Origin of the sequence: Bradyrhizobium sp. 197 (assembly GCF_023073375.1) — a bacterium.
GTDB lineage: Bacteria > Pseudomonadota > Alphaproteobacteria > Rhizobiales > Xanthobacteraceae > Bradyrhizobium.
Map to the genome: position 1 here is coordinate 1 of NZ_JADPJJ010000184.1, position 15,597 is coordinate 15,597.

Consider the following 15,597-nt stretch of genomic DNA (forward strand, 5'->3'; position numbering starts at 1 on the left):
GCGGCCTGGGCAGCGGCCAAGGCGCCCGGTCCGCTGCATGCGTTTTTCGTGCGCATCCGCGCCCGGCGCGGCCATCAGATCGCCGCGGTGGCCGTGGCCTCGACCTCCTGGGCCAGCAGGGCACGCGCTCCATTGCGCAAGACTTCTGTGAGTTGATCGTCGAAGATTCCTGGCTGAATCAGATGGATGACGTTATCGTTGGACATGGCATATCGCTCCTTCGGTGGAGAAGTGGAGGCGTCAAGCACCCCCACGATATGCCGCCTTTCCGATTCTCGCCGTCACAACTTTGGGCGATAGCTCGCTACTTTCCGCCGATTTGTCTTCTGCAGTACGGGCATCGCTGAGGTCGTGGTTGAACGATGAGATCGACGATGGCTTGGCGTACGGCCGGCAGGCTCGGTTGAGGCGGTGGACCGCTGATTCTTTTTTTTCCACCCGACTTGTGCGAGGCGGCGATGCTGGAGGAATGCGTAAGCGATCATAGTCATGAGCGCATGACGATGAAGGCCCTGCCAGGATCGTCCCTCGAACTGATCAAGCCCGAGTTCTTCTTTCAACTGCTGATGGGCTTGTTCGCAAATCCATCGAGCTTTGATCGTGGCAGCTAACGTGCGCAGATTCGTCCTGGCCGCCATATTGGCGAGATAATATTTCTTCTCGCCCGACGTCCTGTGTTCGCCGATGAGCCAGGCTTCGTCCCCCGGAAGATGCTGCTGGCCCATATCCTTGATCCGCTGCGGAGGTCCATCAGCGGTGCGCACGCGAACCGCGGCGAAGCGAGCTTCCAGCCGGCCCTTGGTCCCGTTTCGCCAACTCACGTTTTGCCACTTAGCATTGGCCAGCATGTCTTCGGCCGTGGTCGACAATATCGGGAATCTGCCGCTTGCGGGGACGACCTCGACCGGCGACCGGCCAGATCAATTTAACCTCCACCGGATAAACCTTCTGATGACGAGGGATATCGACGGCCCAGGCCAGGCCGCGTGACATGAGCCCCGACGGAACGGCGCGCTGAGGCCGTAACCGGCATCCGCCAGCACACAGCCAAAGCGCATACCGGCTGCCATCACGCGAGCAATCTCCGCCAAGGCGATTTCTGGCTTGGTCCGCGCTGCGCGGTGCTTGACCGGAACGCCCGCACGCTTTCAAACGCCCCGGATTGCTCCTCCAACTCTCGGGAACGAAGAGACGTAATGCCACCATGACCGCCACTTCACCCCGCGCAAGCGTCAGCGACACCAATGTTTGGCAATTAGGCGTCTTGCCGAGAGACGAGGCATATTGTGGAGCAACACCAACCGAACGATCGCCCTTCTTCGGCATCGCCATGTCGTGGATGACCAGCACCGCATCTTTGCCGCCGACCAGGCGATCGGCCTGAACGAGCAATTCCGCCTCCAATGGCGCCGCATCCCAGAGGCCATCAGCGATGAAATGGTGCAACTGGTCATACTCGCCCGGTGGCAGCCGCGCCGCCATTGGCTGGACGCTCTTGCGATCGCCCGGTCCAATCAATCCCGAGATATAAAGCGGACACATCCGCCGGCGCGCCTTGTGCCCTAGACGATCCAAGAATGGCTTGAGCCAGCGCCAAAGCTCGTCTTCCCAATTCGACGTCGTGTCCACCATGGTCGGCCCTCCAAAAGCCGACCACCCATGGATCATTGAAAATCTGATTCGGGAGTCTGGAGGGTTCTGTGAGGTCGCGCTCACGCGAGGGCGCGGCAAAGCGCTTATCACGCGACCTCATTGAAGCCGGATTGAACGAAGGCGCAACCCGGAAGCCTTATTCATCACGCCGATCGCGGCGTGCAAGACGGATTCAAACGGTCGTCGCAACACGAGGTTGGAGGTTGCGATGAAGGTTGTAAGGCGCCGATCGGCGCGGTCAGGACGAGCCCCATTAGCATCGTCAGGACGGCCGTCTGTTGCAGGACGCAACGAACAGAATAAATTTTGGCGGACGATTGCTGTAGGGTTGAGTAGCGAAGATGCTGCGCTCGAAGCCGGATTGTCACAACCTGTCGGAAGCAGATTATTCCGAAAGGCGGGCGGCATGCCACCAGCGATGTTCAGATCTTCGGCAAAGGCGCTCTCCGGGCGGTACCTCTCGTTGGTTGAGCGCGAGGAGATCGCACTCCTCAAGGTGCAGGGCCATTCCATACAGGAGATTGGACGTCGCCTTGGGCGGGCTGCTTCGACAGTCTCCCGTGAACTGCGGCGCAACGCGGCCACGCGCGGCGGCAGATTGGAGTATCGGGCAACAACTGCCCAATGGCATGCGGATCGATCCGCCCGCCGGCCCACTTGCGCTCAATGCAACCTTGCGCACTTATGTGGAGGAGAGACTTGCTGGCGGCGTCGTAGCCCAGAGCGGCGCTCCCGTTCTTGGTCCCGCCGTTTCGTGGACGGGCCCCCGGTATGGCCCGCGCAACGATCGGCGATGGGCCACAGCCTGGAGCCCTGAGCATTGCCCGACGCTTGCAGATCGACTTCCCGGACGGCAAGACGATGCGCATCAGCCACGAAGCTGTCTATCAAGCTCTCTTCGTTCAGGGCCGTGGGGCGCTCCGCCGCGAGCCGACGGCCTGCTTGCGAACAGGACGTGTATTACGGATGCGAGGGTGCAAGCACGCACGCGAGGCAAGGGCTTTGTCTCGCCGGACATCATGATCAGTGAACGCCCTGCTGAAGCTCCGATCGAGCAGTGCCGGGACATTGGGAGGGAGACCTCATCCTCGGTCTTAGTAGCTCGGCAATCGGCACGCTGGTCGAGCGCACGACGCGCTTCACGATGCTCTTACACCTTCCACGGTTGGCGGGCATGGCGAAGCTCCGCGCGCGAAGAACGGGCCTGCGAAGGCGGGACACGGGGCCGAAGCCGTGCGCGATGCGATCACGCGCACCGTCATCACCTTGCCCGAAGAACTGCGTCGCTCGCTGGCGTGGGACCAGGGGCCGAAATGGCTCAGCATCAACATCTCAAGATCGATGCGGGTATCCAGGTCTACTTCTGCGACCCGCAAAGCCCTTGGCAACGAGAACACCAACGGTTTGTTTGCGGCAGTACTTGCCGAAAGGCACAGACCTGAGCATCCACAGCGCCGACGAGATATCCGCTGTGGCAGCGGCCCTCAATGCCCGACCGAGAAAGACACTAGGCTGGAAAACGCCGGCGGAGGCGCTTGACGAATTGCTGTCATAAGTGAAAATAACTGGTGTTGCGACGACCGTTTGAACCGCCCAATACGCCTCCATCGCCTATCGCAACGACTGGCTGATCGTGACTTCATCATCAGCATGAGCAGGCCGGGCAATCCTTTCGACAACGCCAAGGCCGAGAGCTTCATGAAGACGCTGAAGACCGAAGAGATCAACGGCAAGGCCTTCGCCGACATCAGCGACGCCCGCCGCCGCATCGATGGCTTTATTGCAGAAGTCTACAACAAGGACCGGCTGCACTTGGCGCTCGGATACCAATCGCCGCTTAAGTTCGAAACCGCCTTCGCGCAAAATAAGGCACGATAATGCATCATGGCAACCGCGCTGTCACCGCAATTACCGTGTCTCATTCCAGGGGTGCAGTCCAAAACACCTAATATATATCATGCTCTGGCCTAACATCTCAGCAAGCGCTGTGCGTCACATGAGCTATGCCCCCTCAAAAAGCGGATCTTGTTACACTGTCAATGGAGCTCTACGGGGGCATGGTGGTGCTGAATAGTATAGTATTGCAGCGTCAGGCGACATTTAGGCGACTGAGAACACGTTCGAGGGCGGGCGGGTGATGATTTCATGCAAGGTGTGCAGAGCGCTTGAGAGCTCAGGAAGACCATTCGGACCGCCTAGGCAAACTCGGATCGCGCCAGGTTCAGCGTCATCCACCATAGACGCATTGGGTGGGGTGACGAGTATGCCGCGGCGTCGTGCTGCAGAAGCGAAGGCACTTGCCGACCATTGTGAAGGCAATGGCAGCCAACCATAAAAAGGAGGAAACTTCAGCTTCTCTGCGGCCGGAAAGACGTCGGAAAACACCCGATAGCGCTCGATCGCTTGCTGCCGACGCACGTGCACGAGGTCGTCCAACTTGCGGCTCTCGATGAGTCGCACAGCCATCTCGCTAAGCATAGGAGGCAAGTACCAACACGAGGCGTGCAGGAGAAGTTCGGTTTGCTCGATTAACACCGGCGGAACCACCAGCATCCCAACGCGGAATCCCGGTGCGACCCGTTTCGAATAAGACGTGATATAGAAGCTGCGGTCGGGGATGAGCTCCGTGAGAGGCAGCGGTCTATCCGGCAAGAAGAAGCCATGGACATCATCCTCGATCACCATAAGGTGGAGGTTATCGGTCACTTCCGCGATGCGCCGCCGGCGCGTAAGCCCCATGGTGCGGCCCGTGGGATTCTGCAAAGGCGGCATGCAATAGAACACCTTGGCGCCGTAAGTCCGGCTGGCTGTCTCCAGAGCGTCAGGATCGGTGCCCTCGCCGTCCATGGCCACCGGGATGAGCACGAGATTGTTCGCCGCAGCGATAGCTTTGAAGCCGGAATAAGTGACGGTATCCACCAGGATGGCGTCGCCCGGCCGCGCCACGAGCCGCACCGCGATGTCGATCGCATGCTGGGCCCCGTTGCACAGGAACAAGCGAGCCGGATCCACGGCGAACGGACCGCTGCAGAGAGAGGCGGCAATGATCTCGCGGTGCCGACGGTTGCCACCATGGGGTTGATAGTCCAGCAGCGGCGCAAGATCACGCTTACCGCCCATCTCGCCAAACAACGCGGATAGGATCTGCGTCTCGTTTCCGTTGACGGGCACATTGAGGGCCATGTTCACTGGCTCGTATGCGGTCGTCGCTCGGGTCCTGGCGACGGAACGTCGCTGGATGAAGGTACCTTGCCCAACATGGGCCCTGACCATACCACGGTGTTCTGCCTCCCGATAGGCTTTGCTCACAGTGCCGACGGACAGGCTTAGCTCCCGTGCGAGGTCACGGTGCGCCGGCAGCCGGTCGCCATCGGACAGCCGGCCGTCGACGATGTCCCGCTCCAGAGCATTGACCAGGGCAAGATAGCGCGGCCCCTCGGAGGCGAGCTGCCGAGGCCGCCAGCCCGGAAGCGGTTCATCCAAGCTCATTTCCCGCGTTCCTGTCCCTTCGGTCTCATCGCTTGCCAGACATGAAGATACCCCACTACTTTGTTTCAGTGCCACCTTCGCGGTCCCACCGCTGTCGCGGCTTCTTCGAAAGGTCATTTCGGGTTTCGGCACCACCATCTGATTGATGCCGACAACCTCCAGCTCCTCTTTGTGCGGTTCGTAGTCGCAGGAGAACGGGTGAGATTTAGGCAGACCGTAGGCAATTTATTCACTCTGTGGAAATTCTTGGTGCGTGTCCTATTTCGTGTACATATTCTTCTTTCTTGCACTAAGAAGGCGCGCTAAAGCGCAAGCCGCCGGAACACAGGTCTCGAAAAGTAAAGACTTATAGAACAATTGTGCGCCTTTTCGTTAAGTCTTTGCCCAGCGAGTGAGACCGGATTCGGCGATGATCTTTGCGATGGCTGCTTTCTGTTCGTCTGCCAACGGCAGGAGCGGCAGGCGCGGAACACCCGCGCCCCGGCCGAGCTGAGTCATGGTCTCTTTGATGGCCGCGTAATACGATCCGGACTGGAAGCACCGATAGAAGGCGAAGACGTCGCGGCCGAGATCATCCAATGCCTTCTCACCACTCAGAGCCTTGTCCCAGTAGTCGCGGATCAAAGGCCCGGCGATTTGATGCGCCATAGCGACCACTCCGTGAGCGCCCACAGCGCGAGCCGGCACGATCATGGTTTCGTAACCAACGAAAACACGAAGTCTGTTCACGACACGCTGCACAAGCTCAGTCATTTGAGTGATGACGCCGGAGCTATCCTTGATCGCGACCACGGTTGGCAGGGCGGACAGCTGCTCCACAAGGGCTGGGGTAATGTCGATGCCAGCGCGCCGCGGGCTGTTATAGAGCATCAGCGGCAGTGACGTGTTTCGGGAGATGTGCTCGAAGAAGGCCACGATCTCACGCGGGCTCGGCATGGCGTATAATGGCGGCAGGATCAAGCCGCCCGCACAGCCTGCCGCCACGGCCGACTGGCAGGCTTCCAGTGCATCCTGGACACGCAGATCGGCGACGCCTGCGAGGACGGGGACGCGGCCGGCCACGTGGTCAACAGCCACCTTGTAGAGGCTCGCGCGCTCGGCCTTAGTGAGCGCATAGAATTCCCCGGTGCTGCCAGCTGCGACGACGCCCTGCGCGCCATTTGCGATCGCATCGTCGATGAGCGCCTTGTATCGGGCTTCATTGATGGAGCCATCAGCTCCGAATGGAGTGACGAGTACGGGGAAGATACCGCCCCAGTTCACATTGATCATAATCGACTATCCTTTGTTGGAAGATGCGGTTGAAGGTGCGGCCGCCGGCGAAGCGAGGGGGCCGAGAAGATGGCCGCACCGCGCGCATGGGTTATCGTCAGCAGTACTTCCGAAGTGATGAATGACTTTCATATGGGCCCACGCGCAAACATGTAGTCCGGCGGTACGCGAGTTCCATTGCGACATCCAGTCGACCAGAAAGCTTGGCAACCTCTTGCTGCCGGTTCGTCGTGAATGCCAACCGCCGCGGGAAGGGACGGCGTGGCCACCACAGGTTCGCCGCGCTCATCAGCAGTGGAGGTCGACGCAGCCATATAAGCCCTCCACCGGCTCTTGGCGCTGCGATGATATTCTGGCACGCATAATCAGGGCATTTGCTTCCACTCCGTGACGCGTTCCCGGATATTCATGCATCTTTTGCGCCAACGGAGCTCCTACCGCAACATTGCATGTCCGACATCATCCCAGGGCGTACAACGTGAGCCGCGGTTGGATTGGACGGAGCATTCTCCCGCCGGGGATCCACCATGTATGCAAATGCTGGGAAACCGACAATTGTCGGATTTGTTCGGCTTATGACGCACGCGGGGTCGGCCGCATCCTGCCGCACACCCGCAATGTGTCCTTGATGTACTCAGCAAGTCATCTTTAGGCTCATTCTGTTGGCTGGCATGATTCTTGGAATTCGCTCTTCGCGGGTGACCGAAGCTACCGACCAATATTGCATCCTCTGGATGGACTAAGGAAAGCAAATGCCATTTCTGGGTTTCGCTTGGAAAAGAAGCCATGAAAAATCCCTCTCCCAACGCGTTCGCCGCGCTTGTCCAGCTCCCCATAATCGTCGGCGGCCGACCTCCGCTGACCTGATCGCGAACTAGAAGCCCCGTGATAGCGGCCTCCATCTCGCAGTAACGCGGTGGGCAACCTAGAGCCGAATGGCGCCTGCCCTCACCCGCGGTTTGAGTTCAATGAACGTCGAAAGAAGAGAAAGATGACTGAGCTCCTTGGATTTTACACTGATCATCAAATGACCACGCCCTTCACGATGGCTCAAATTTCGGCGAAGATTAAACCGCTTGCGACAGATCTTGGGAGAAGTGGAGTCCTCCTAGTCGCCACGTGCGTACGAGTCGAAGCCTATGGTGACGAGTCCGCACTCAGAAATATGGATAGCACCATTTTTTGCGGCCTCTCATGCAAGCGAATTGAGGGAGCAGCGGCAATTTCCCAACGTCTTGCCGAGATAGCATCCAGTGCTCATTCCCAGATCCTGGGTGAGAGCTACGTTAGCGATCAGCTCGAGAAGGCCATCGAACTAATAGATCAAACCCTTCCGATCTTCCAGATTGCACGCTTCGCACTTGATATAGGCCGTGCTGCGCGCGAGCGACAGACGTTCATCGCATCGTTCAATTACGATCAGATTGTCCGTGATATAATAGCTGATCGTTTTCCGGATGAAGAACCACCCGACCGACTTTATATAATTGGGGCGGGAATGTTGGGCCGCGGACTGATAAGCAGTGGCGTAGGAGAGTCATTCCGTTCCACGATAGTCGTAACGCGGAGCCCTAAGAACCTTCGCAAACGCCTCCGCCCCTGGGCTGATATGGAAATCGCACTTATGCGCCCGGAAGAGGTTGGATACGAACCTGAACCCCGATCGATCGTCATTATTGCAACCGCGGATGTCGGTTATGAATATGAAGCTATCCTTCGCCAGGCGCTTCTGCGGTTGGAACCGCGCATCATAATTGATCTGTCGTCAATTCCGGCGCTGCCCGACAGAGCAGATGGAAAGCTTAACTACGTGAGCATGTACGACGAAGAATTTCTCAGGTTCATCGAACACAACAATAAGCAGCTCACTCCCAAATTACCACTCGTGCTTTCCGACATAGAGACAACACTCCGAACGGTGCAAATGTATCTTTCCGCAAAGCAACCTCAATAAAGGAGCGCCCATCGGGCCTCGGGAGCATACTCACGAAACTGAAGGTTCCGGGAAACGGCTACCGCACATTTGTCAAGCTTGCTCCATTCCGGGCGTGCCCGCATCCGCAATCATAACCGAGTGTCCAATTCCGGCGGGAGCGTCGCCAAGGGGCCATAGCGTTCAAAGCTAAGAACGACCAGCTCGCCGCGGTCTTGGTGGGAAGCCCCGCGGCATCCTGGGATGATTAGCAGCAATGGCGAGAGGTCACCTCAAGCCCATTCGGAGCTGTCGACACCCCCACTTGAAGAGCGCGACCGATCCCGCCGGAAACACCAGGAGAGGCGGTAACATAACGATGTGTAATGTAAGATGGCTAAGTCGGAACGACGTTATGCGAGCCAATCTACCGCTCGCCTCAGCGCTTGATTTCGTCGAAGAGACTCTTCGTGATCACGGCAACCGCGCATTCGAGAACCCGCCCAAGATCGGGATTCACCCGGCGCACCAAGCATTCATTCACGCAATGGCCGGTTGGCTTCCAGGGCAACGCCGAGCCGGTCTTAAATGGGTTGCTGGCTACCCAAGCAATCACAAAGCTGGCCTACCAACCATCACAGGGCTATTGATATTGAATGATCCGGACACCGGTCTACCAATTTGCGTGATGGATGCAGCTTACCTGACTGCAGTTCGCACGGCGGCGGCGTCGGCCATCGCGAGCAAATATTTGTCGTCGCGTCACGTGGACAGAATAGCGGTGATTGGTGCTGGTCTTCAGGGCCTCTACCACATAAGAATGCTGTCGCTAATTCACCCCAATGTCGAATTCCAAGTCGTGGATATCAATGAGACTGCCGTGCAGCGATTGGCTGACCAGACCGACTCAAGAGCACGGATAATTCACGTAAAGGAGGCTGAGACGGCGATTCGTACTGCTGACGTCGTGGTAACAGCAACAAGTCGACTGGACAACGTGGCATTCCGGTTCGGATGGGTCAAGGAGGGCTGCTTGGTTTTGCCTATCCACGTTCGCGGATGGTCAGAGGATATCACAACGGCATCAGATGTATTGTTGACTGATGACGTCGATCAATTCAAAAACTACATCGTTGCTGCAGGCTCTCCCTATCAAGATATTTCCCGAGTTCTTGGATGCGTCAGCGACGTCATCGCAGGAAGAATCGCCGGCAGGGTCCACGATACGGATCGAATTGCAGTATTCAATGTCGGCCTCGCACTGCACGATATTACTATAGGTTCTGCAATACTAGATATTGCAGAACAGCAGGGCCTGGGGACAGTGGTATCCTACTAGCAGGCCGTTGCTCGACGCCGGCCGATGATCATGATCCATTGGCTTCGACGAGTTTCGGAGATGGTGCGTGCGCGGCGGCGACAATAGAACGAGAGCTGTCTAGCTACGTTGATCTGGAGGCGGGGTGCGGCGTGATCATCCGCAGCGAGCGATCCGGACGATGGCGAACGAGGCGCTGGAGTGGGAGTTTGAGTGATTTATTTGCCAGAAGCTCATGTGAGCGAACATACCTCTGACACCAAGAATTTCGAAGTTATCACGGCCACACCCGAGCGGCTTGCGGTCAGTCCGGGGGCGAAGCTATCGCACCTGGTCGCGGGAGCCGAAGGAACGGATCGTCAAGGAAACGTTTTTTCCGGGGGCGAACGTGTCGGTGATCGCGCGGTCTCACGGGCTCGATCCATCGCAGTTGTTTGCGTGGCGACGCAAGGCGCTGGCCTCGGGACTGGTCGCACTTGTTTCTGGGGCGCGAGGCCAAGCGTCAAGTTCGCGCGGTTTGATGGGGTGACGAGCGACATGGTGGAAATCGTGATCGGCGATGTTGTAGTCCGTGTCGGCAGCGGTGTGGCCCCTGAGCGGCTTGCTGCCGTAATCCGGGCGGTTCGGCAGGCACGATCCCGGCAGGCGTTCAGGTTTACGTGGCCAGCACGCGGGTCGACTTCCGCAACGGAGCGACCGGCTTGATGGCGCTGGTGCGAGATGGTGGAGCCGACCCATTCAGCGGCGCGCTGTACGTGTTCCGTTGGAAACGCGCGGATCGGATCAAGGCGGTTTGGTGGGATGGCAGGGGGATTTACCTGTTTGCCAAGACGCTTGAGGAAACAAAGTTCTGCTAGCCGAAGATTACGCCGACCCGGGTGCGGCTGAACCACGCGCAGTTGCTCGCGCTGATCGACGGGCTGGACTGGACCAAGGTGCGTCAGGTGGCGGTGAAGCGCCTGGAATCGGTGGGCTGACGACCTGCGGCGAATTGAATCAAGGCGCTGAAAGGTCTGAAAGATTGGCGACGACTCTGCTGGGATGGCGGCGATGACGACGCCAGTTGCAGAGCTTCCGACGACTCTTGCCGAAGCCGATGCGCTGATCCTCGCCTTGGCGGAAGAGCGGGCGGCGATCGAGGCCGAGAACAGTCACATCACCTCCGAGATTGCAACACTGACTGCGGTCAACGCCGATCTTGCTGCGGTCAACCAGACGGCCGACGCGCGGATCGTGAACTGACGGCGATCGTGAAGATAATTGGAGCGCACGCTTTACGGCACGCGCTCGGAACGCTTGCGTAGCGACACGCCGACCGATGAGCAGATCGCCTTCGTATTTGACGAGATCGCCACCACCGGCAGGAAGCGATCTACGCGCGTGACGACGTCGATCTCGACCGGTCGTTGATGACGCAATGGATGGGCACGGCCGGCTTCGAATTGCAGCCGCTGGCCGACTATGTGCTGAAGAAAATCAAGCACAGGCGAACGGATCTTCGCCGACGAGACGACCCTGCCAACGCTCGCTCCCGGATCCGGCAAGACACAAAAGGCTTGGCTGTGGGCCTATGCGCGCGACGATCGGCCATTTGGCGACATCGGTCCACCGACGGTCGCTTATCGCTTTGAGGACAGTCGCGGCGGTGAATGCGTCGAGCGGCATCTGGCGGACTTTACCGGCATTCTGCAGGTCGACGGCTATGCCGCCTACAATCGGCTCGCCAGGTCAGCGGGGGGCAATGAGGGGGTGACGCTGGCAGCGTGCTTTGCCCATGTCAGGAGACGGTTCTACGAGCTTCATGTAACGGGAGCTCGCGCCTGGCGAACCAGACCGGCAACCACCATGGCCGGGCTGTGGGAGATTGAGGCCGACATCCGCGGCCAGGATCCTGAGATACGGGTGAAAGCGCGCAGGAAACGTCCGCCGCGTTCGTCACGGCGCTCTTCGATGTGTGGGACAAGGAGCTGCCGCGCCCGTCGGGCAGATCCAAACTCGCCGAGGCGATCCGCTATGCCACGTCCAGGCGCACAACCCTCGAGCGCTTTCTAAGCGACGGCCGTATCGAGATCGACTCCAACACCGTCGAGCGGGCAATCCGGCCGCAAACCATCACAAGAAAAAATGCGCTCTTTGCGGGCAGCCATGGCGGCGGCCGGACCTGGGCGACCATCGCCACGCTTCTGCAGACCGCGAAGATGAACAACGTCGATCCGCACGCTTGGCTCACGCAAACTTTCAGACAGATCGCGCAGGGCTCGCCCATCTCTCAGATCGATGCTCTCATGCCCTGGCACTTCAAAGCCTGAACGGCCTCAGCTTGGCGCTTACCATGTTTGCGCCAAGGTACTCGATCAAGCGGAGCCGCTTCCGGCTGAGCGGCTAGACGTTAGATTTCGAAGGTGCTCACGGTCGGAGGCAGGGCCAAAGACAACGGTCGATCAAGCTACCATACGCGGATTGGGTACCGCATGACCGTGGTTTCGTCTTTGGGGGGCACCCCGAGGATCCTTTGGCCTCCACTCTTCTTCGGAATGGAGACGGCCCGAACAGGCGGCGGGAAGTAAGCGCCTGAGCTCATTCGATTCCAAGTCTTGTAGGGATTTCCCTTCAAGTCGGACTCGAACTGCTCAATCGTCACTCCGTCGACGCCCGATGCGCCACCACTGGATCGCACCTGCAGATATGCTTCGTATACCTCTCTCTTCGATGTTCAACGGCTTGCTCGGCTGGTTCATCGACTCCTGTTGCCAGTTGCGACGATGGCCAGCCCACCTGATTCGATCCCTTTGCTCCGGCCCCATTACGGGCTGTCGTCGCTAATACGGATCGGTCCGTCCCAGTGCTCCGTGTCGGTACTCTCGCCTCACGGTCTTCTCCGCTTGTGCCCCCCTTTCCATCGGAGCGACTGGTTCCTGCAGTTCCCGACAACGCCTGCATCCGATTCACGCCCCTCAACGCCGGTCGCCGCCCGCCCGGTCATCAGGCTTCCGGCTGGCTCATCCCAGAGGGACGACACACCTCTGGTTTTGACGACGATTTCCACGTTACGACGGTTCATCGGTGGGTTCATCCTCATTCGTCTCTCCGACGCGTATCCGTTCGGGTCTCCCCCGACCGTTGGCTTCAACGCTTACGACGGCGCCTCTTAAGCGAAGCCGCTTGAAGTGATTTGAGACCTACTCCTGAAAGTTCATCCCAGGGGCCTACCCTCATCGCTGCTACAGCTTGCCAGAGATTTTCAGATCATTTCGATCATCCTTTCTGTGTGCTTCTGCGTGGATGCGTTCGGCTGCGAAGACGTGGCTCCGGATCCCATCTACCAAAGGCTTCAGGGTTGCTGCGGAGGTACCTACCCAATCCGCTAAGCGTCGATCCGTCAAGGACGATGCCTTCACGCTGGTAAACGTCGCTCTGACGATTGAGCGGCAGGTGCAGGCCGTACTTGGCAAACAGAACATGGGCAGCAGTTTGGGCCCTGCACGCCCGGCCGCAATCGGGTGCGAGGGGGCAGGCGGCTGGGTGATCGCTTCGCGGGTCCCGCAGACCAGCTTCTCAAGCATGTGCTGGATCACCTTCCACTGGTGCGGAACGAGCTTCAGCCTCGGTCACGTCCTCGCCAATCTTGCGCAATCGACTGTCGCCGCAGCATGGGCAGGTGGCGGGCACAGGATAGACAATGCGCTTCCGCTGCAAATGCTCCGGCAGCGGCCGGCGGGCTGGCTTGCGGCGCTCGAAGCTGGCACCGCAATCTTCTCGGTTATAATCTGCGCCGCGTTCGCCTCCAGGTCGGCGAGCTGTAGCTCGGGCTGGTCCAGCAATGCGCCTCGCTCGGAGGACCGTCCGAACCGATCGTGCCGCAGCTTCTTGATTGTGAGTTTGAGCTTCTCGATCAGCAAGGTCCCCGCTGGGCCGCGGCTTCCGCGGCCACCGGGCCGCTCGCTCGGCGCGCAGCATCGGCTGCAGCGTGGCCACGTCACTGAAGGCCGCCGTGGCGGCGCTGGCGATGGGCGCCCACGGTGGATCCCCATTGCGTCGCGCGTGCGGGGTGTGGATTGCGACCGGGCACACCGTCGCGGCATGAACTCGCTGGAATGTCGCCACAGGCGATCGAGCACGCCGATTTCGGTCGCGGTCAACGCGAGGGTTCGCGGCGCGCCTGGAGCGGAACCGTTGAGCATCGTCATCCAGAAGACCGGCCAACTCAGGATGCAAAAGAGCGAAATCAGATTGGTCAGACGCTGGGCGGCCCTAAAGCTTCGACTCCTCAGCTTTGCAGCCCGATTTGCGGATCTTGTGGAACACACGTCGATCTTCCGTCTCAAAGCGTACCATTCGAGCTTCTCAATGGCGTCGGTGCGGGAGCCAACAGGCAGATCTGTGATCAGCTTCCACTCGATTTTCTTTCTGTTGTTCGGCGTCACGCACTCTTCGGCGTGGATCACCGTCAAGGTAAGCGCGGCATAGCGCTTCTGCTTGCGATCGGCGGCAGGACGCGAATCTTGCGATATCTGACGTCGAGGACGGCTTCAACGGGATTCCCGTTGTTGTCTCTGACGTCAATGCGATGCAGTCCTTTGACGGCGACCTCGTCCATTTCGTCGGCGATCGCGTGATCTCCATCCCCAGCCAAATGGTCAACGCGAGTCCTGATAACAAAATGCACTCCAGCTTCTCGAGCCGCGCAGAACATCTCATAGATGTAGCTCTTGCGATGGACGCATCGTCCCGGATCGCCCAGCAGCTCCGTAGGTTGCTGGACATTTTCCAGCCACCGAATGCTCTCCTTCTTCTCGATGGGCACGCGCGTCGGATTGATCTTCTTAAGCGCGGCGGTCCCCTTGAATTTCTTCCGGGTCCAGAATTTGACGGCGTTAGTCCAAGCGGCAGCCCTTCGGTCAGTCACCGCCAGGCTCGAGTGCATCAGGATGCCGCAAACCGTGTGCGATCCCAGGGTGGCCGGCCTTGTCGCGGCCGCTGCTTATGCTCTGGGTGATCCCTATCGCGTCTGAGTTCTCTCTTTAATAGCCGAACTCGGTCGTATCATGGAGCACTAGAACAGGACCGTCATGGCAACCGTGCGTCCACGCGTCGATTGAAAGTGGCCAGCCAAAATGTCCGCCTCACGCTAGGCGGTCTGACGCTGCACAGGCGCTGCACAGGCCCACCAAGGGGATGCACACCACCACCTCTCCGCGCCGCTGTCGCTCGCCAGCGCTACGCTTGGGCAGGCGAGCAACGGCGACTCCGAGGGGATGGCTCAGCTACATCCCATGATCAATTTTGCTGAACTTGACGCACAGAACTCCTGACTGCTCCGTCCAGTGACACTGATCTCAGTGTTATGGAGCTGGATGATACGCGTCAATGCGAAGTGGAGGAAACGCGATCTACATGTATGCTTGCCTCTTCGGTGCAAGCCACGCTCCCGTACCGAAGCCGTGGGACCAGCTGTCTCGGTTGCAACGCTCATGGAGAGCCACGGAAACAATATATCCTGACATCACTCGTGCCTTCAAAGCCGTTCGATTGCATCATTCACTAGCCGTAATGCCAGTGTGCGTAAGACCGCATTACCGACAATTCGCGCGCACAACGAGGAGATGCCGGACTTCATTATCCTGCTCTTGGCGACGAAGGGTCTCAACGAGACCATGCGCTACGTCTGTGACTCGAGTCTGCCGGAGCTGCTAGGCGGCACATTTAGCAGGAACATGCATGCGTACACCTACCAACTATAGGAGTCCCCTCGATGAACCACGTAACTAAACTTGCGAACGGCGACTCGAGTTACATGCGTGCCAGTAGTGGCGCTCCGTGCGTGGCGTTTGTCGGTGTCCGATGACTGTCGCACCAGGTGTGCGTCTCTAGACCCTCCATGGAGAACTATATGAACCAGATAAGCTCAGTGATTCCATTTACTGGTGTTCCTTTCCCAAGGGCGGAATACGAG

The 15,597-nt window shown here is 58.9% G+C and carries 15 protein-coding genes and 2 pseudogenes; 10 read left to right on the forward strand and 7 right to left on the reverse strand.

Translation table 11 applies throughout. The annotated features are described in order from the left end of the window. Positions 1-281 precede the first annotated feature (281 nt). Both IVB27_RS43980 and IVB27_RS43985 read right to left on the reverse strand, forming a co-directional pair. Entirely contained in the window at positions 282-848 is a 567-nt protein-coding gene (locus IVB27_RS43980; protein WP_524536558.1) for a transposase, read from the reverse strand. Then, positions 832-1,632 carry an IS701 family transposase gene (locus IVB27_RS43985; protein WP_524536559.1) on the reverse strand — a complete coding sequence of 267 codons (801 nt, stop codon included), beginning with the start codon at positions 1,630-1,632 and terminating at the stop codon, positions 832-834. Before IVB27_RS43985 ends, IVB27_RS43980 begins: the two co-directional genes overlap by 17 nt. Before the next feature lie 229 nt (positions 1,633-1,861). On the opposite strand from IVB27_RS43985, the pseudogene IVB27_RS39950 reads away from it, so the two are divergent. Continuing rightward, positions 1,862-3,208, forward strand: a pseudogene (locus IVB27_RS39950) (IS30 family transposase). A gap of 95 nt (positions 3,209-3,303) precedes the next feature. Further along, the gene (locus IVB27_RS39955) at positions 3,304-3,531 is read left to right on the forward strand and encodes an integrase core domain-containing protein (RefSeq protein WP_256468507.1); all 228 of its coding nucleotides are present in this window, start codon (positions 3,304-3,306) and stop codon (positions 3,529-3,531) included. A gap of 222 nt (positions 3,532-3,753) precedes the next feature. Here the strand turns inward: IVB27_RS39955 and IVB27_RS39960 are convergent, their stop codons facing one another. Both IVB27_RS39960 and IVB27_RS39965 read right to left on the reverse strand, forming a co-directional pair. Further along, entirely contained in the window at positions 3,754-5,142 is a 1,389-nt protein-coding gene (locus IVB27_RS39960) for an aminotransferase-like domain-containing protein (RefSeq protein WP_247448043.1), read from the reverse strand. Positions 5,143-5,514: 372 nt separating this feature from the next. Next, positions 5,515-6,414, reverse strand: a complete 900-nt coding sequence (locus tag IVB27_RS39965; RefSeq protein WP_247448035.1) for a dihydrodipicolinate synthase family protein — start codon at positions 6,412-6,414, stop codon at positions 5,515-5,517. 991 nt (positions 6,415-7,405) lie between these two features. Between IVB27_RS39965 and IVB27_RS39970 the strand changes: the two genes are divergently transcribed. The 7 genes and pseudogenes from IVB27_RS39970 to tnpC all read left to right on the forward strand — a co-directional run. Next, positions 7,406-8,368, forward strand: a complete 963-nt coding sequence (locus IVB27_RS39970) for a Rossmann-fold NAD(P)-binding domain-containing protein (RefSeq protein ID WP_247448036.1) — start codon at positions 7,406-7,408, stop codon at positions 8,366-8,368. Positions 8,369-8,741: 373 nt separating this feature from the next. After that, positions 8,742-9,665, forward strand: a complete 924-nt coding sequence (locus IVB27_RS39975) for an ornithine cyclodeaminase family protein (protein WP_247448037.1) — start codon at positions 8,742-8,744, stop codon at positions 9,663-9,665. A 277-nt stretch (positions 9,666-9,942) separates the two neighbouring features. Then, positions 9,943-10,173 (forward strand): transposase, encoded by a 231-nt coding sequence (locus IVB27_RS43990; RefSeq protein ID WP_524536560.1) that lies wholly within the window; start codon positions 9,943-9,945, stop codon positions 10,171-10,173. A gap of 175 nt (positions 10,174-10,348) precedes the next feature. After that, positions 10,349-10,501, forward strand: a complete 153-nt coding sequence (gene tnpB, locus IVB27_RS39980; RefSeq protein WP_247448044.1) for an IS66 family insertion sequence element accessory protein TnpB — start codon at positions 10,349-10,351, stop codon at positions 10,499-10,501. A 193-nt stretch (positions 10,502-10,694) separates the two neighbouring features. Continuing rightward, positions 10,695-10,886, forward strand: a complete 192-nt coding sequence (locus tag IVB27_RS39985; protein WP_247448038.1) for a hypothetical protein — start codon at positions 10,695-10,697, stop codon at positions 10,884-10,886. A gap of 18 nt (positions 10,887-10,904) precedes the next feature. Beyond that, complete coding sequence (locus IVB27_RS39990) at positions 10,905-11,054, forward strand: hypothetical protein (RefSeq protein WP_247448039.1); 150 nt, start codon at positions 10,905-10,907, stop codon at positions 11,052-11,054. Beyond that, positions 11,000-11,953: pseudogene (gene tnpC, locus IVB27_RS39995) on the forward strand (IS66 family transposase); the annotation flags it as partial. The gene IVB27_RS39990 and the pseudogene tnpC, both read left to right, overlap by 55 nt. Before the next feature lie 912 nt (positions 11,954-12,865). Here the strand turns inward: tnpC and IVB27_RS40000 are convergent. Together IVB27_RS40000 and IVB27_RS40005 are read right to left on the reverse strand one after the other, a co-directional pair. Next, entirely contained in the window at positions 12,866-13,207 is a 342-nt protein-coding gene (locus tag IVB27_RS40000; RefSeq protein WP_247448040.1) for a hypothetical protein, read from the reverse strand. A 45-nt stretch (positions 13,208-13,252) separates the two neighbouring features. Then, entirely contained in the window at positions 13,253-13,831 is a 579-nt protein-coding gene (locus tag IVB27_RS40005; protein WP_345946998.1) for an IS66 family transposase, read from the reverse strand. On the opposite strand from IVB27_RS40005, the gene IVB27_RS40010 reads away from it, so the two are divergent. Continuing rightward, entirely contained in the window at positions 13,818-14,111 is a 294-nt protein-coding gene (locus IVB27_RS40010) for a hypothetical protein (protein WP_247448046.1), read from the forward strand. The genes IVB27_RS40005 and IVB27_RS40010 overlap by 14 nt on opposite strands. Here the strand turns inward: IVB27_RS40010 and IVB27_RS40015 are convergent. Continuing rightward, positions 14,092-14,550: a hypothetical protein gene (locus IVB27_RS40015; RefSeq protein ID WP_247448041.1), complete on the reverse strand. Its 459-nt coding sequence runs from the start codon at positions 14,548-14,550 to the stop codon at positions 14,092-14,094. The genes IVB27_RS40010 and IVB27_RS40015 overlap by 20 nt on opposite strands. Between the last annotated feature and the right edge of the window lie 1,047 nt (positions 14,551-15,597).